At 60.4% G+C, this 17,605-nt stretch carries 12 protein-coding genes; 7 read left to right on the top strand and 5 right to left on the bottom strand.

Translation table 11 applies throughout. From position 1 onward, the window contains the following. Positions 1-56: 56 nt before the first annotated feature. From GS620_RS11810 to GS620_RS11800, 3 genes are all read right to left on the bottom strand, one after another. Entirely contained in the window at positions 57-3,494 is a 3,438-nt protein-coding gene (locus GS620_RS11810) for a pyruvate carboxylase (protein ID WP_171616009.1), read from the bottom strand. A 160-nt stretch (positions 3,495-3,654) separates the two neighbouring features. Further along, entirely contained in the window at positions 3,655-4,776 is a 1,122-nt protein-coding gene (locus GS620_RS11805) for an alpha-hydroxy acid oxidase (RefSeq protein ID WP_171616007.1), read from the bottom strand. A 39-nt stretch (positions 4,777-4,815) separates the two neighbouring features. After that, complete coding sequence (locus GS620_RS11800; protein ID WP_171616005.1) at positions 4,816-6,591, bottom strand: diguanylate cyclase; 1,776 nt, start codon at positions 6,589-6,591, stop codon at positions 4,816-4,818. A gap of 179 nt (positions 6,592-6,770) precedes the next feature. On the opposite strand from GS620_RS11800, the gene GS620_RS11795 reads away from it, so the two are divergent. Further along, positions 6,771-9,164 carry an ATP-dependent helicase gene (locus GS620_RS11795; RefSeq protein WP_171615995.1) on the top strand — a complete coding sequence of 798 codons (2,394 nt, stop codon included), beginning with the start codon at positions 6,771-6,773 and terminating at the stop codon, positions 9,162-9,164. 4 nt (positions 9,165-9,168) lie between these two features. Here GS620_RS11795 and GS620_RS11790 read toward each other — a convergent pair whose 3' ends face one another. Then, the gene (locus GS620_RS11790) at positions 9,169-9,459 is read right to left on the bottom strand and encodes a DUF1330 domain-containing protein (protein ID WP_171205412.1); all 291 of its coding nucleotides are present in this window, start codon (positions 9,457-9,459) and stop codon (positions 9,169-9,171) included. 373 nt (positions 9,460-9,832) lie between these two features. After that, positions 9,833-10,057, bottom strand: coding sequence for a DUF1127 domain-containing protein (locus GS620_RS11785; RefSeq protein WP_152458673.1), 225 nt, complete (start codon positions 10,055-10,057; stop codon positions 9,833-9,835). 967 nt (positions 10,058-11,024) lie between these two features. On the opposite strand from GS620_RS11785, the gene mraZ reads away from it, so the two are divergent. The 6 genes from mraZ to murF are packed head-to-tail and all read left to right on the top strand — an operon-like array spanning position 11,025 to position 17,590. Beyond that, positions 11,025-11,528, top strand: coding sequence for a division/cell wall cluster transcriptional repressor MraZ (mraZ, locus tag GS620_RS11780; RefSeq protein WP_171615993.1), 504 nt, complete (start codon positions 11,025-11,027; stop codon positions 11,526-11,528). A 4-nt stretch (positions 11,529-11,532) separates the two neighbouring features. After that, positions 11,533-12,528 carry a 16S rRNA (cytosine(1402)-N(4))-methyltransferase RsmH gene (gene rsmH / locus GS620_RS11775; RefSeq protein ID WP_171116473.1) on the top strand — a complete coding sequence of 332 codons (996 nt, stop codon included), beginning with the start codon at positions 11,533-11,535 and terminating at the stop codon, positions 12,526-12,528. Continuing rightward, complete coding sequence (locus GS620_RS11770) at positions 12,525-12,893, top strand: cell division protein FtsL (protein ID WP_152458671.1); 369 nt, start codon at positions 12,525-12,527, stop codon at positions 12,891-12,893. Before rsmH ends, GS620_RS11770 begins: the two co-directional genes overlap by 4 nt. Beyond that, a complete protein-coding gene (locus tag GS620_RS11765) occupies positions 12,890-14,677 on the top strand; it encodes a penicillin-binding protein 2 (RefSeq protein WP_152458670.1) in 1,788 nt (595 codons plus the stop codon). Before GS620_RS11770 ends, GS620_RS11765 begins: the two co-directional genes overlap by 4 nt. 22 nt (positions 14,678-14,699) lie before the next feature. Continuing rightward, positions 14,700-16,199 carry a UDP-N-acetylmuramoyl-L-alanyl-D-glutamate--2,6-diaminopimelate ligase gene (locus GS620_RS11760; protein WP_171615991.1) on the top strand — a complete coding sequence of 500 codons (1,500 nt, stop codon included), beginning with the start codon at positions 14,700-14,702 and terminating at the stop codon, positions 16,197-16,199. Continuing rightward, entirely contained in the window at positions 16,196-17,590 is a 1,395-nt protein-coding gene (gene murF, locus GS620_RS11755) for a UDP-N-acetylmuramoyl-tripeptide--D-alanyl-D-alanine ligase (protein WP_171362485.1), read from the top strand. The genes GS620_RS11760 and murF overlap by 4 nt, the downstream gene beginning before the upstream one ends. Positions 17,591-17,605 lie beyond the last annotated feature (15 nt).

The following is a 17,605-nucleotide window of genomic DNA, read 5'->3' as shown; positions in this document are numbered from 1 at the left end:
AAAAAGGGCCGCGCGGTTTCCCGCGCGGCCCTTTGAACTGTAATCGGTTCGGCAGGTTATTCCAGCTCGACCAGAAGGTCCTTTGCGTCAATCTGGCCACCGGGCTGCACATGAACGGCCTTGACGGTCGCATCGCGCTCGGCGTGGATGCCGGTTTCCATCTTCATCGCCTCGATGGTCAGCAACATGTCGCCTTCCTTGACCTGCTGGCCCGCTGTTACGGCGACGGTGGCAACAACACCGGGCATCGGCGCACCGACATGATCCGGGTTGCCGACCTCGGCCTTGGGCCGCGCCTGCGTGGTCGAGGTGACCAACCGGTTCGGAACCCGGATCACGCGCGGTTGGCCGTTGAGTTCAAAGAACACTTTGACCTCGCCCTTTTCATCCGTTTCGCCGATGGCCTGACACCGGATTTCCAGCGTCTTGCCGGGGTCGATTTCCGCGGTGATCTCTTCGCCCGGCTCCATGCCGTAGAAGAAGGTACGCGTTGGCAGGGTACGGACCGGGCCGTAGATCCGGTGGCGACCCATGTAGTCCAGGAACACCTTGGGATACATCAGGTATCCGTTCAGATCCTCGTCATCGACCTCTTTGCCTTCCAGCTGCTTGGACAGCTCGGCGCGGGTGGCTTCAAGATCGACCGGGGGCACGTCCTTGCCGGGTCGCTGCGTGTTGGGAACCTCGTCTTTCAGCACCTTCTTGATGATGGTCTCGGGGAAACCGCCCGGAGGCTGACCCAGATTGCCGCGCATCATGTCCACGACCGAATCGGGGAAGGCCACGTCGGTATTCGGGTCCTCGACCTGTTCACGTGTCATGTTCTGGCTGACCATCATCAGCGCCATGTCACCAACGACCTTGGAAGACGGCGTGACCTTCACGATATCACCGAACATCTGGTTCACGTCAGCATACATCTGGGCCACTTCGTGCCAGCGTTCTTCCAGACCCAGGCTGCGCGCCTGTGCCTTGAGGTTGGTGAACTGTCCGCCGGGCATCTCGTGCAGGTAAACTTCGGACGCCGGGGCCTGAAGGCTGGATTCGAAGGCCGCATACTGGCCACGCACAGCCTCGAAGTAATCGCTGATTTCACGGATGGCCTTGATGTCCAGCCCGGTGTCGCGGTCTGTGTGGCGCAGCGCCTCGACCACGGTGCCCAGCGTCGCCTGGCTGGTGTTGCCCGAGAAGCTGTCCATCGCGCAGTCAACAGCATCCACGCCCGCCTCGGACGCGGCCAGAATGGTCGCGCTGGCAATACCGGCGGTGTCATGGGTGTGGAAGTGTATCGGCAGCCCGACCTCTTCTTTCAGCGCACGGATCAGGATCTTGGCCGCGGCCGGTTTCAGCAGGCCCGCCATGTCCTTGAGGCCCAGAATATGCGCGCCGGCGTCGCGCAGCTCTTTCGCCATGCCGACATAATATTTCAGGTCATACTTGGCGCGATCCGGGTCAAGAATATCGCCAGTGTAACAGACGGTACCTTCGCAAATCTTGCCGCTATCGACGACCGCATCCATTGCTACACGCATGTTTTCGACCCAGTTCAGCGAGTCGAAGACACGGAACACGTCAATTCCTGTCGCCGCCTGACGCACGAACTCCTGCACCACGTTGTCAGGATAGTTCGTATAGCCCACGCCGTTTGCGCCGCGCAGCAGCATCTGGGTCATCAGGTTCGGCATCGCCTCGCGCAGGTCCCGCAGGCGCTGCCACGGGCATTCCTGCAAGAACCGATACGCCACGTCGAAAGTCGCGCCGCCCCAGCATTCGACCGAGAACAGCTGCGGCAAGTTCGCCGCATAGGAGGGAGCCACCGTGATCATGTCGATCGAGCGCATCCGGGTCGCCAGCAGAGACTGGTGCCCGTCGCGCATGGTGGTGTCGGTGATCAGCAGTTGGCGCTGTGCCTTCATCCAGTCGGCCACCGCCTGCGGGCCCTTCTGCTCCAGCAGGTTGCGGGTGCCCATCTGCGGTTCGGCCTTCAGCGCCGGAGGCCTGGCCTCTTTCAGGTCGGCGCGCGGGCGCGGGCGGTCCTTGGTTTCGGGATGCCCGTTCACGGTGATGTCCGCGATATAGGTCAGAACCTTGGTGCCGCGGTCGCGCCGCTTCTTGAAGGTGAACAGTTCGGGCGTCGTGTCGATGAACTTGGTGGTGTATTCGTTCGACAAGAAGGTCGGATGCTTGAGCAGGTTGATGACGAAGTCGATATTCGTCGAAACCCCGCGGATGCGGAACTCGCGCAGGGCGCGGTCCATCCGGGATATCGCCTTTTCGGGCGTGGGGGCCCAGGCCGTAACCTTGGTCAGCAGCGAGTCGTAATAGCGCGTAATCACCCCGCCCGCATAGGCCGTGCCGCCATCCAGACGGATGCCCATACCGGTGGCCGAGCGATAGGCGGTGATCCGGCCATAGTCGGGGATGAAGTTGTTCTGTGGGTCCTCGGTGGTGATCCGTGTCTGCAACGCGTGGCCGTTGAGCTGGATATCCTTTTGGCTGGCCATGCCCGTCGCCTCGGCCAGCGTCTTGCCCTCGGCAATCAGGATCTGCGCCTGCACGATGTCGATACCGGTGACTTCTTCGGTCACGGTGTGTTCGACCTGTACGCGCGGATTGACTTCGATGAAGTAGAACTTGCCGGTGTCCATATCCATCAGGAACTCGACCGTGCCGGCACATTCGTAATTGACATGCGCACAGATCCTGCGGCCAAGCTCGCAGATCTCGGCGCGCTGTTCGTCGCTCAGATACGGGGCAGGGGCGCGTTCCACGACCTTCTGGTTCCGGCGCTGGACCGAGCAGTCGCGTTCATACAGGTGATAGATTTCACCGTGCTTGTCGCCCAGGATCTGCACCTCGACGTGGCGCGCACGAATGATCATCTTTTCCAGATAACCCTCGCCGTTGCCGAATGCGGCTTCGGCCTCGCGACGGCCTTCCAGCACTTTCTCTTCCAGCTCTTCTTCCGACTGGATCGGGCGCATGCCGCGCCCGCCGCCGCCCCAGGACGCCTTGAGCATCAGCGGATAGCCGATTTCGGCGGCCTCCTTGCGGATCGCGTCCATGTCATCGCCCAGAACTTCGGTGGCAGGAATGACCGGAACACCTGCTTCAATGGCTACGCGTCGCGCGCTTGCCTTGTCGCCAAGCGCGCGCATGGTTTCCGCCTTGGGGCCGATGAAGGTGATGCCGTTCTTGACGCAGGCATCGACGAAATCCGGGTTCTCGGACAGCAGGCCATATCCCGGATGAATCGCGTCGGCGCCACATTGCTTGGCAACACGGATGATCTCGTCGATCGAAAGATACGCGGCAACCGGCCCCATGCCTTCACCGATCTGATACGCCTCGTCCGCCTTGAACCGGTGCAGGCCCAGTTTGTCTTCTTCAGCGTAGACGGCGACGGTTCGTTTTCCCATCTCGTTTGCTGCGCGCATGACGCGGATGGCAATCTCGCCGCGGTTGGCGATCAGGATCTTGTTGAAGTCTGTCATGATAGGTCCCGGTCTTTTGTGTATGGGCGTCTTATTGGGCGGAGAATACGCGCAGGTATATCCGTTCTTCTGGGTAGAACCGGCATGTTATCGCTCGCAAACGCCCTATGATCGCAGCGCCCTTATACTTTTGCTGCGCCGCAGCATCAAATGTTTAACGTTAACTCTCAATCTGACACAGGCTTGCCAGGCCCATCTGGCCCATATTTGCATGCAGGTCCTGCCTGAGAATCTCGATGACATGTGCAGGTCCCCGCGCGCCAAGTGCCGCAAGACCATACAAAAAAGCCCGCCCGAGCATCACGAAGTCTGCGCCCAGCGACATGGCCCGCAAAATATCCAGACCGCCTTCGACACCACTGTCGAAGATCAGGGGCAGGCGGGTTGCATCCCGGACAGAGGGCAGAACCTCGATGCTGGCCGGGGCCGCGTCAAATTGACGGCCGCCATGATTCGACACCCACAAGGCATCGACACCGACCTGTTCCAGCCTGCTCGCATCCTCAGGTCGCAGGACACCCTTCAGGACAAGCGGACCGTCCCAATGGTCGCGCAGCCATTTGACATAGTCCAGATCCGGCGAGGTTCGAAGCAGGTAACCGATATGAGCCGTGGGCGGCAGATTTCCGGGGTTTTCGATATATTTGTCCAGCGTTCGCATGTGCGGCACACCGTTGCGCAGCATGCCAATCGCCCACGCGGGTCTTTGGGCGATCTGCGCCAGAATGCGCGGGGTCAGCTTTGGCGGTTGCCGCAGGCCCGATCGTGTCTGCCTTTCCCTGCGCGATGCGACGGGAACATCCGCGGTGAGGACCAGGGTTTTGAACCCGGCTTTGCGGACCCGGTTCAGCAGGTCTTTTCGAATATCCGGATCCCGGGGCGGGTAAAGCTGGAACCAGGCATTGCCCCCAAGATGCGGTGCCATGTCTTCGGGGCTTTGGCTGGCTACGGTCGACAGGGTATAGGGAATACCCGCCTCTGCGGCCGCGCTGGCAAGCAGTTGCTCGGCGCGGGGCCAGACCAGCCCGGACATTCCGATCGGCGCGATTCCGAACGGCAGCGGATACGAAGCGTCGAGAAACGACTTTGACGTATCAAAGTTCAGCTCGCCATGCAGGATCGAGGGGCAGAGGCGCACCTCATCCAGCGCCTGGCGGTTCCGGTGCAGTGTCGTTTCAATCCCGGTTCCACTGTCGATATACTCCCACACGAAATGCGGCAGACGACGGCGCGCACGGTGTTTCAGATCCGGTATGCCGGGATAAGTGCTGTGCAAGTCCATGCAGATTGATCCGACCTGCCATGCGATTCGGCAAGTTTTTTAAGCTGCATCCTTAGGTGGTTGCCGGTGTTCAGGCGGCGCATTTTTGGTCTGGTTCCTGGTGCCGCTTGCAACATGCACCTGGTTGCGCCCCTTGTCCTTGGCGACATAAAGCGCATCGTCAGCCGCGCGCATCAGATCCTGCGGCATGGTGCCGTGGGCCGGGTAATGTGCGACCCCGACCGATATCGTAATGCGCGGCAAGGCCTTCTCACCATATCGTACGGTTACGGCTTCAACCGCCTGGCGCAGTTGTTCGGCGCGGGTCACGGCATCTTCGGGGCTGTTGTCAGGCAGGATCAGCATGAACTCTTCACCACCGATGCGGCAGGCGACTTCGTCCCGGTCGCACCCTTGTTCCAGGGCGGCGCCGACGGCGCGCAACACCATGTCGCCCGCATCATGCCCATGAGTATCGTTGAACTTCTTGAAGTGATCCACGTCCACGGCGATCAGGCTTAGCGCGGCGCCCGTCTGATGACTGCGGCTGATGGACTTGCGCAGCGTCTCGGTCATATGGCGGCGATTGAACAGCCCGGTCAGGGGGTCTCGTACCGATTGGTCGTGAAGCTGATCCCGCATGCGGACGTTAGCGATCGCCATACTGATCTGTTCGGCGCACAATTGGGCCAGCTTGCGGCTCTTGTTGAAGCAGTCTTCGCGCCCCTCCAGTGCCCGCAGATGCAAAAGACCAACGGTTTCGCCATGGGCCAGAATGGGAAAGCAGAAATAGGGCCGCCCGTCATGCGGTTCGGCGTGTTCGCATACAAAATCAATCTCGGATGCGCCGAACTCGTAAGTCCGGCCGCGCCGCAAGCCCCAGCAACCTTCGGGGTGTATGTGGGATTTATGAGTTCCACCGTTCCAGCTGGCGCAGCCATCCAGCACATCGCGTGAGTTTGAATAGACATACACGCTGCCTTCGGCCTCTGGCAGGATGTGGGTCATGAAGCGAGACACCATGTCGAACAGTTCATCCAGCGATCGGCTTGATTGCAGCCATTCGTTCAATTCACCCAGCAGGCGGACCTCTCGGGCCAGGCGCAGCTGCTCGTCCATCAGCTCCCTCTCTTTCTGTGCCCGTTTGCGAAGGTCGCGAACCTGACGACGGTTGGTGCGATGGACAATCAGGATGACAGTCGTCAACGCCAGCAGGGCGACCCCGCTCAGCAACGCCAGAGACAGGCGAACGCGCGTGATGAACAGGTTCCGCAGGTCGGTTATGTCGGAATAGAACTCGATCGCGCCCATGAACGTCGCATCCTTGATGATCGGCGTATAAACCTCGGCCACATGGCGGCTGCTCAGTTCCGTATCCCGGGAATTGTCGACAACAAAGGACTCAACTTCGGTAACCGGCTTCTCTTCGTGTTTGTAAAAAAGCCCTCCGGCGGCGACGATCGACTGGAAATAGGGTTTCGTATTCACGAACCCGACGTCGCTGGCTCGGGTCGACCAGAACACCTGCCCCGAAGCATCAAACAGCTTGAAGCGGTAAATGTCTGTGGTTTCGGGCAGTAGCTCCAGAAACTCCCGGTCATGATCGGTCAATGCGTGAAAACGGAATGCCTGTTCAAGATCGTTCAGATGGCTTTCGACCTGGCGGCTCATCCGCATCGCGTTCTTTCGCAGGTCTGCTTCCAGCATGCGATCAACCACTGGCGCCGGGGCGGCGTAGATTCCCCAGCCCGCTGCTGCCGTCAGCGCGAGCAGCATCAGGGCCACGCCCATCATCTTAAGCCTCGAGGACTGACCCGTCAGTTCCGCCTGTTTCATTTGTCCGCTCCCACTACACTGTGCCAAACATCCCAGTCAGGATTTGACAGAGAGTTAACGGGGGGGCAGGGCGGTGGCGTGTTTGTTTAGAATTGAATGTAAAAAGAAGTGCGAAAAGTCTGTGAACAAGCCGTGAACAAACCCTTTCCCTTCGCGCTTATCCGGCGTAGTTTGGGGCCATGAGCAGTTTTGACGAAATGGACGCCTTCGAGGGCGCATCGCTGTCGGCGCGGGCCATGGCCGTGCGCCCTTCGCCCTATCTGGATGATCTGAACCCGGCACAACGGGACGCGGTCGAGCGTCTGGACGGACCGGTTCTGATGCTGGCAGGTGCCGGGACGGGCAAGACCAAGGCTCTGACCACCCGGATCGCGCATCTTCTCAACACTGCGCGCGCACGTCCGAATGAGATTCTGTCGGTAACCTTCACCAACAAGGCCGCGCGCGAGATGAAGGAACGGGTGGGCCGCCTGTTGAGGCAGCCTGCTGAGGGGATGCCATGGCTGGGTACCTTTCATTCGATCTGCGTCAAACTGCTGCGCCGCCATGCGGAACTGGTCGATTTGAAATCGAACTTCACCATTCTGGATACCGACGACCAGTTGCGCCTGCTCAAGCAGTTGGTGCAGGCCGCAAATATCGACGACAAACGCTGGCCTGCGCGGATGTTGCTGGGAATCATCGACGATTGGAAGAACCGTGCGCTGACGCCCGACAAGGTGCCAGCCGCCGATGCCGGGGCTTGTGACAGCAAGGGCATTGAGTTGTATGCCCAATATCAGACCCGCCTGCGCGAATTGAATGCGGTGGATTTCGGCGATCTGCTTCTGCACATGGTTACGATCTTCCAGGCCCATCAGGATGTTCTGGAGCAATACCAGCGCTGGTTCCGCTATATCCTGGTGGACGAGTATCAGGACACCAACATCGCCCAATATCTGTGGCTGCGCCTGCTGGCCGGAGGGCACAAGAACATCTGCTGCGTCGGCGACGACGATCAGTCGATCTATGGCTGGCGCGGGGCCGAGGTGGGCAACATCCTGCGTTTTGAGAAAGACTTTCCCGGCGCCCATGTGGTGCGGCTGGAACAGAACTACCGCTCGACCCCGCATATACTGGCGGCCGCGTCGAACGTCATTCGCGGCAATGAAAACCGTCTGGGCAAAGAGCTGTGGACCGAAGCCGAGGAAGGCCACAAGGTCAATCTGATCGGCCATTGGGATGGCGAGGAAGAGGCCCGCTGGATCGGCGAGGAGATCGACGCGATGCAGGGCGGTACGCGGGGTATTCGCCCGATGAACCTTGATGAGATCGCCATCCTCGTGCGCGCCAGCCACCAGATGCGCGCCTTCGAAGACAGGTTTCTGACCATCGGTCTACCCTACAAGGTGATCGGCGGCCCGCGCTTTTATGAGCGGATGGAGATTCGCGATGCCATGGCCTATTTCCGGCTGGTGGTCAGCCCCGAGGATGATCTTGCGTTTGAGAGAATCGTAAACACGCCGAAACGCGGCCTGGGTGACAAGGCGCAGCAAACCATCCAGATGACCGCGCGCGAAAATGGGGTGTCACTGGTCGAAGGGGCTCGGATTGCGGTCGACAACGGGCTGATCAAGGGCAAGGGAGGCAAGGCGCTGCGCGAACTGATCGACGGTCTGGCGCGTTGGAATGCGATGACGCGTGGGCCACGGATCGAGGTGGACGACGATTCGGTGATCGATGACGGTTCGCCCATGCGGTTCGGCGCACCCGAGCATACGCATATCGAACTTGCGCAGATCATTCTCGACGAATCCGGCTATACCGCCCACTGGCAGAACGACAAGACGCCCGAAGCGCCGGGGCGCCTTGAAAACCTCAAGGAACTGGTGAACCAGCTGGACAATTTCGAGAACCTGCAAGGGTTTCTGGAACATGTCAGTCTGGTCATGGACAACGAACAGGACAGCGACGGGGCCAAGGTTTCGATCATGACCCTTCACGCGGCCAAGGGGCTGGAGTTTCCCGCCGTCTTCCTGCCGGGCTGGGAGGACGGGCTGTTCCCCTCGCAGCGGTCAATGGACGAATCCGGGCTCAAGGGGCTCGAGGAAGAACGGCGCCTGGCCTATGTCGGCATCACCCGTGCCGAAGAAGTGTGTACCATTTCTTTTGCCGCCAACCGGCGGGTGTTCGGGCAGTGGCAGAACTCCATGCCGTCCCGGTTCATCGACGAATTGCCGGAAGATCACGTTGAGGTCCTTACGCCTCCGGGTCTCTATGGTGGCGGCCAGCCCGCTGCGGGCATTGAAACCCGTGCGGCCGAAGCGAATGTCTACAACTCGCCGGGCTGGAGGCGGATGCAGGCGCGGCAGGGGCAATACGGCATGTCGCAGCCGCGCGAATCCCGCAACACGGTGATCGACGCGACCGCAGTGGCCAGTTTCACGCTGGGGGAACGGGTGTTCCACCAGAAATTCGGCTATGGCGCGGTTGTCGGGATCGAGGGCGACAAGGTCGAAGTCGAGTTCGACAAGGCAGGCACAAAGAAAGTGGTCTCACGTTTTCTGACCAACAAGGATGACGTCCCGTTCTGAGGCGTCATATCCCTTCGACCAGAACCAGATTGGTCGAGGCGGTGGCTTGCCGGATCTTCGCCAGCTCGATGTAATCAGGGTCGTCTTTCCAGGCTTTCGCCGCAGCAAGGTCCGGAAACTCCATCAGCACAATGCCACCTTCGGGCCAATCGCCTTCGATCCGTTCGACCGGTTTCGATGAGACCGTGAGCAGGCGGCCTTTGTGACGGTCGAAGATCGGCATGAAACCCGCCAGATAATCCTGATACCCATCCGGGTCGTGGATGTCGATCTGCGCGATGAAATAGGCGGCCATTGTTTCCTCCGGATCAGAAATCAGAGGGCCATCTTACACCTATGTCAGAAAAACAAAAAAACGGCGGTTCCCAGGGAGGAGGAAGGGGAACCGCCGTCTTGTCAACATCAGAGCAGGGAGGAGGAGAGCCCCGATGTATTCGAACCCGGGTTTGAGCCCGGTATGGAGAAGACGCGGCGACGTCAGGGAGGAGGAAGGCGTCGCCGCGCGCTTTCAACATCAAGGCAGGGAGGAGGAGAGCCTCGATGTATCAGGATCCGGCGGGTTGAGGCCGGTATTTGGTGCGGCAACGTCAGGGAGGAGGAGAGACGTTGCCGCTGATAACAGACCCTAAGGGAGGAGGAAGGGCCTGATCTCGGTATTCGTGGCGCGCTTATTGCGCAATGTGATCATTGGCGGCCTGCATGGCCACTCGACGGATCATGGACCGATGCAGGCCCAGATCGGCCAGTTCACGGTCCGACAGTCCTGCCAGCTCATTGACGGTCTGGCGATACATACGATAGCGGGCAAAACGCGCCTTTGCGTTTTCGATCAAAGTTGCGATTCCGAACGCCGGTGCGCTCTTCGAGGCTGTATGTGTGCTTGCGACTGCCATGCTCATCATCCGTATTTATCTGCTTTGCCGATTACGCTCGGCCCTTGCTTGAGGTTGAAAATAGGCAAATGCTGCGATTGCACAATAGGTCGCGTCGTCAATGCTGCTATGCAGCAAGCGCATAGATTGGTTCAGTTTTTTCCTTCAACTCGAAATGCGCCTTGAAACATAGGGCCTTCCCTTGGGTCACGGGTGACAGCGGAAACATGGCCTTCCCACGGCTTGCCCTCTAATTGAGCGGTGTTGGCTGGAATTTGTGCGCAATAAAACGATTTTAGACGTGCGTGTGACCGAAGCGCCAGGCAAAGCGCGGCGCTTCAGCTATTCCCTGATGACAAGTTTACCGGTTTCGCAGGTCGTAGGGCGTACTGCCTGAACGCCACGGGATTTCATGGGCCGATGTGGTTGTCGGGGGCGAAGTCCCGTCGGAATTGCGCGCGAAAAGCGAATGATTCTGCGAGATCGCTGCCCAAGGATGCTGGGTTTTTCCAATCAAAACGGCAATTCTTTAGATTTTTTGGGAAATCGTGGGAAAAAAATTTCAGCCTCAAATCATCTATATCTAGGGGGTGTTGTGTTGCTCTGGCCTATAGTTGGTGTTTTTGCGTTCAAGTTTCATGGTAGTATTGTTCCTGAAGCGTGATTCATGGAACACGGTTCGCAAAATTCCTGTTGATTTCCATGAATTCCCATGGCATCCCTAATACATCCGATGAGGACGAGGCAGCAGGGGCACCAAACGACCCCGACCAAAAATAATCAGGTTTCATACAGGCATCTCGCTTTCATCAATCAAGAGATCCGGCGCGCGGGCGAGCAGACATCCCCCCAGGTGGCGCGTGCAGCTGGACATCCCGCAAAGCGGGTCAATGCGGCGGGTTGATCAGTGGCAGCAGATCAACCCGCCGTTTTTCATCCGGGGGGAACGCGAATTTCAAGTGGGGCGCAAGCGAAAGGGACAGTCGTCTTGGCGCGCAGGTTTAGAGGTGAAAGCCACCATAAAGTGGATGCGAAAGGCAGGGTGTCGATCCCGGCCTCGTTTCGCCGCGTGCTTGAATCCTCCGATCCCAACTGGCAACCCGGCGACAATCCAGAGCTTGTGATCGTCTACGGGGATCATCGTCGCAAATACCTGGAATGCTATACCATGCAGGCCATCGACGAGGTCGATGCCAAGATCGACGCGCTGCCTCGCGGTTCGATGAAGCGCAAGATGTTGCAGCGCCTGTTCCACGGGCAGTCCTTCCCGACCAATGTCGACGAAACCGGGCGGCTGGTCCTGCCGGCAAAGCTGCGCAAGAAGATTGGCCTTGAGGGCGAGGCGTTTTTTATCGCCGCCGGGGATACTTTTCAGATCTGGAAGCCCGAGACCTACGAATCCGAAGAATTGGCGGCGACCGAGGAATGGCTGGACGGCCTTGGCGACGATGTTGATCCTTTGCAATTCCTCGATGATGTCGAGGGCGGGTGACGGCATGGCGGCCGCGGATCACCCAAAACCGGACGCTCCTCACATCCCTGTCTTGCTGCGCCCGCTCCTGGCGGCGGTGGCGCCGGTCACGGGCGTCTGGCTGGACGGAACCTTCGGCGCAGGCGGGTACACCCGCGGATTGCTGGAGGCCGGGGCCGACAAGGTGATTGGCGTGGATCGCGACCCGCTGGCTTTTGAGATGGTGACAGACTGGGCGGGTACCTACGGCAACCGGCTGGTGATGCAGCCCGGCGTGTTTTCTCGTATGGATGAATATGCGCAGAACCTGGACGGCGTTGTTCTAGACCTTGGCGTTTCCTCGATGCAACTGGACCAGGCCGACCGTGGATTTTCCTTCATGAAGGATGGCCCTTTGGACATGCGCATGAGCCAGGATGGCGAAAGCGCCGCCGATCTGGTCAATACCGCGACCGAGGCGCAACTGGCCGACATTCTGTTTCACTATGGTGAAGAGCGCGCCAGCCGCCGGATTGCCAGGGCGATCGTCAAAGCGCGCGCGGAAGAGCCGATCACCACGACCCTGCGTCTGGCCGAGATCATCGAATCCTGCCTGCCGCGTCCTAAACCGGGTCAATCCCACCCGGCCACGCGCAGCTTTCAAGGGCTGCGGATCGCCGTGAATGCAGAATATGAAGAGCTGTTTCAGGGGCTGATGGCCGCTGAACGTGCTTTGAAGCCCGGCGGGCAACTGGCCGTTGTCACTTTCCACTCCATTGAAGACCGAATGGTGAAACGGTTTTTCCAGTCCCGCGCGGGCAAGACGGGGCGCGCGAACCGCTATGCGCCCGAGATTGAACAGGAACAGCCGCAATTCACACTGAAGACCCGCAAGGCGGTGGGGCCTGACGAACAGGAATTGCAGGAAAACCCGCGCGCGCGCTCGGCCAAACTGCGCGTGGCGATCCGAACCGATGCTCCGGCAGGGGAAATTGAAGCGCGGGCCATCGGGATGCCGCAACTGGGGGGAAGGGCAAGATGAAGAGTGTTTTGTATGTGTTGACTGCTCTGTCCGTGTTCGGGTTGGCGTTGTGGGCCTATCAGGAAAACTACCGGACCCAGCAAGTGGTAAAGGAAACCCAGTCTTTGCAGCGCGAGATCGGAATGGCACAGGTGCGCTTGGCCGTTCTGAACGCGGAATGGGCCTATCTGAACCGCCCGGACAGGCTGCGCGAACTGGCCGACCTGAACTTTGAACGCCTTGGCCTGCTGCCGTTGCGGGCCGAGCAGTTCGGGCGCGCGGATCAGATCGCCTATGCCGAAGACCCGGACCTGCCCGTCGTTGATCCGATTGAATTGCAGGCCATCACCGACATTCAGGCTTTGGGCGAGGTGCAAATTCCATGACACGCACCCCTCTGCGCCCCCTGGCCCGAATCCTGGATGCCCGCGCGCGGGGCGAAAACCCCAAGGCAATCGAGCGTGAGAACATCCGCAAGCGTCACGAGGATATGAAAGATCGCGCCCGCGCCCGTGCCGAAGGGCGTCTGCTGGTACTGGGCCTGTTCTTCTTCTGCGCTTTTTCCGTTGTCGGCTTCCGCATGGGCATGCTGGCGACCTCGGAAGCACAAGAGCCTCTGGCCAGCGCACCGGGAGCGGCGATTGCCATGCAGCGCGCCAACATCGTCGATCGCGAAGGGCGCATACTGGCCACCAATCTGGACACCTATTCCGTTTACGCGCAGCCCCCTTTGATGATCGATCCCGTCGCAGCTGCAGAGCAGTTGGTTGCGATTTTTCCTGATCTGGAAAAAGAGCGGCTTATCAAGGACTTCACCGGCAACCGAAAATTCCTGTGGATCAAGAAACGCATTTCGCCCGAGCAGAAGCAGGCCGTGCACGACATCGGTGATCCCGGCATCCTGTTCGGTCCGCGTGAAATGCGGCTTTACCCCAACGGGCGGCTGGCCGCTCATATCCTGGGCGGGTCCGGTTTTGGTCGTGAAGGCGTCAGCGCCGCCGAAGTGATCGGCGTGGCTGGTGTGGAAAAGCAGTTCGACGATTATCTGCGCGATCCGGCCAACGGTAACAAGCCGCTGCAACTGTCGCTGGACCTGACGATTCAAGCCGCAGTTGAACAGGTTCTTTACGGCGGTATGAAGATCATGAACGCCAAGGGGGCTTCGGCCGTTCTGATGAACGCGCATACGGGCGAGGTTATTTCGGCTGCTTCGCTGCCTTCTTTTGATCCGAATGACCGTCCGCGCCCGCCGACCTCGGGCTTTGACCCCTCGGACAGCCCGCTGTTCAACCGTTATGTACAAGGCGTGTATGAACTGGGATCTGTTTTCAAGATTTTCACCGCGGCCCAGGCCGTTGAACTTGGGTTGGTGAATTCAAACACCATCATCGATACGTCCGGGCCGATGAAGATCGGCCGCTTTCCCATCGGCGAATTCAACGGCAAGAATTATGGCAAGATCAGCGTGGCGGATGTGATCGTCCACAGCTCGAACCGAGGCACGGGGCGTCTGGCCTTGCAAATCGGTGCCAAACGGCAGCAGGAGTTTCTGGACGCGCTTGGCATGTTCGATCCGACCCCATTCGAGATTGTTGAGGCCAAGGGCGGTGTGCCGCTGAAGCCGAAGAAATGGGGCGAGCTCAGTACCGTGACAATTTCTTATGGCCATGGCCTGTCGACCAGCCCGATGCATCTGGCCGCGGGATACGCGGCGATTGCCAATGGCGGGCATTACGTCAGCCCGACCATTCTGCGCCAGAACGGCCCGCAATACGGGCCTCGTGTCATGTCGCAGAACACTGCACGGCAGGCGCAAAAGATGCTGCGCAAAGTGGTAACGGACGGCACCGCCAGTTTCGCCGAGGTCAAGGGCTATGACGTGGCGGGCAAGACCGGTACGGCCGACAAGCCCAAACCGCGCGGCGGGTACTATGATGACAAGGTCATTGCCACCTTCGCGACGATCTTCCCGGCCTACGATCCGCAATACGTTCTGATCGTGACGTTGGACGAGCCTTCGATCGTGGCCTACGGTGAAAAACGCCGCACGGCCGGTTGGACCGCCGTGCCTGTTGCCGCCGAACTGATCGGACGCGTCGCACCGTTGTTGGGGTTGCGTCCCCGGCTTGAGCCTGAGGCGGGCGCTGCTATAACGCTGACCTCAAACTAGGCTGTCCGGCAAGAGGTGGGTCATGGGCACAAGGACGAAGAAACTCAGCCAGCTGGCCCTGACCGCAAGAGAGGGCGCAAACCCGGATATCACTGGTCTGGCCGTTGACAGCCGCGAGGTGAAAGAGGGCTTCCTGTTTGCCGCGCTGCCCGGGTCCCGCGTTCATGGCGCAGAGTTCATCCAGTTTGCCCTGCGCATGGGGGCCGCTGCGATCCTGACCGATGCCGAAGGGGCAGAGATCGCCGAGGCCGAACTGGCAGCTTCGGACGCAGCGCTGGCCGTGGTGGAAGACCCGCGTCAGGCGCTGGCCGGTGCCGCGGCGCTGTGGTTCGGCGCGCAGCCGCAAACCATCGTGGCCGTAACGGGAACGAACGGCAAAACATCTGTTTCCACCTTCGTCCGGCAGATCTGGTCCGCGCTTGGTCACGCCGCCGTCAACCTCGGCACCACCGGGGTTGAAGGTGCGTGGACAGCGCCACTGGCCCATACCACACCCGAGCCAATCACCTTGCACCGCTGTCTGGCCGAGGCGGCCGAGAACGGCGTGACCCATGCCGCAATGGAGGCTTCGTCCCACGGCCTTGAACAGCGCCGCCTTGATGGCGTTCACCTGACTGCCGCCGGTTTCTCCAACTTCACGCAGGACCATCTGGATTACCACGAAACCTTCGAGGCCTATTTCAACGCAAAGGCCGGTCTGTTCGACCGGGTTTTGCCGCAGGATGGAACGGCCGTCGTCAACCTGAGCGACCCGAAAGGGGCCCAGGTCCGGCGGATCGCCGAGATGCGCGGCCAGTCGGTGCTGACGGTGGGGCTGGGCGATGCCGACCTGTGTCTGATCAACCAGCGGTTCGACGCCACGGGGCAAGACCTGCGCTTTGCGTGGCGGGGCCGAACGTTCCAGACCCGCCTGAACCTGATCGGCGGGTTCCAGGCCGAAAACATCCTGCTGGCCTGTGGGCTGGTGATTGCTGCCGGGGACAGCCCTGAAAGCGTGTTCGAAACTCTGCCCCATCTGACGACGGTTCGCGGGCGGATGCAACTGGCAGCCACGCGTGACAATGGAGCGGCGGTGTTTGTGGATTATGCCCACACGCCTGATGCTGTTGCCACGGCACTCAAGGCGCTGCGCCCGCATGTGATGGGCCGTCTGATTGCCGTTATCGGTGCGGGCGGGGATCGCGACGCCAGCAAACGCCCCTTGATGGGTAGGGCGGCAGCCAACCATGCAGACGTGGTCTTTGTCACCGATGACAACCCGCGCAGCGAAGATCCCGCAGTCATCCGCGCGGCCGTAATGGCAGGCGCGTCAGAGGCAGCAGGTGACGCCAGCGTGACCGAAGTCGGCGACCGCGCCGAGGCCATCCTGCGCGGCATCGATGCGCTGCAACCCGGTGATGCGCTGCTGATCGCCGGAAAGGGGCATGAAACCGGTCAGATCGTGGGGGATCAGGTTCTGCCCTTCGACGATGTGGAACAGGCCAGCATTTCCGTTGCAGCGCTGGACGGGAGGGTCGCATGACGCTCTGGACTGCATCCGAAGCGGCCGCGGCGACGGGCGGTCAGGCGACGACCGACTGGACCGCAAATGGCGTATCCATCGACACCCGCACCCTTCGGCCCGGCGATCTGTTCGTGGCGCTGAAAGCGGCGCGGGACGGGCATGATTTCGTGGCACAGGCGCTGGAAAAAGGAGCAGGCGCCGCACTGGTTTCCCGTGTTCCGGACAATGTACCGGAAGGCGCCCCCTTGCTGATCGTCAAAGACGTGCAGGCGGGGCTAGAGGCCCTGGGGAAAGCGGCACGGGCCCGAACGGATGCGCGCGTGGTCGGCGTGACAGGCAGTGTGGGTAAAACATCGACCAAGGAAATGCTGGCGACAATTCTGGAAACCGAAGGGAAAACCCACGCCAGCGTCGCCAGTTACAACAACCATTGGGGCGTGCCCCTGACCCTCGCGCGGATGCCTCGCGATACGGAATTTGCGGTGATCGAGATCGGCATGAATCACCCCGGTGAAATTGCCCCGCTCGCCGAACAGGCCCGCCCGCATGTGGCGCTGGTGACGACCGTGGCGGCAGTGCATCTGGAGGCTTTCGAGTCGGTGGCTGGTATTGCCCGGGAAAAAGCGGCGATCTTTGAGGGGCTTGAACCCGGCGGGGCTGCGATCGTCAATGCAGATATCGACCACGCGGACATCCTGCGCCAGACAGCGCAGGCGCATGGGGCGGGGATTGTTGATTTTGGGCGCAGCGCGGCGGATTACCGGCTGACCGATGTTCAACCCGAGTCCAACGCAGTGAAGGCCAGGGCACTGGTCGGTGATCAGGTGATTCAATTCGAGGTGAACTCCGCCGGCACGCATTTCGCGATGAACGCGCTTGGCGCTTTGGCGGCCTGCGTCGAATTGGGGGTCGATCTGGATCAGGCCATCGCGGGCCTGCCAGCGTGGTCACCCGTCAAGGGGCGTGGGGTACGCGAAAGCTTGCCATTGTCAGGGGGTGGGCAGATCGAGCTTTTGGATGACAGCTACAACGCCAACCCGACCTCGATGGAGGCTGCGCTGGATGTCTTGGCCGCCTCCAAAGGCACCCGCCGCATAGCGTTTCTGGGTGACATGAAGGAACTGGGCGCCCAGGAAGAGGCCATGCATGCCGCCATGGCAGATATCAAGGCGATGGCGCATGTGGATCAGGTTCATTGCATCGGGCCGTTGATGCAGGCGATGCACCACGCGCTGCCAGAAAAGAAACGTGGACTCTGGTTCGCAACCAGCGCCGAAATGGCCGAACATCTGCCTGCGTTGATCCGGGATGGCGACACGGTGCTCGCCAAGGGCTCGCTCAGCATGGCGTTGGCCGCGATTGTTGACGGTCTGCGCAAAATGGGGCAAGGGGGCGCGCTTGATGGGTGAACTTGCCCGCGCGCC

The organism is Ruegeria sp. HKCCD6428, from assembly GCF_013110595.1.
In the GTDB taxonomy this organism is placed as follows: Bacteria; Pseudomonadota; Alphaproteobacteria; order Rhodobacterales; family Rhodobacteraceae; genus Ruegeria.
Note: the sequence above shows the minus strand (reverse complement) of the source record. Positions and strands in the feature narration are given on the sequence as shown.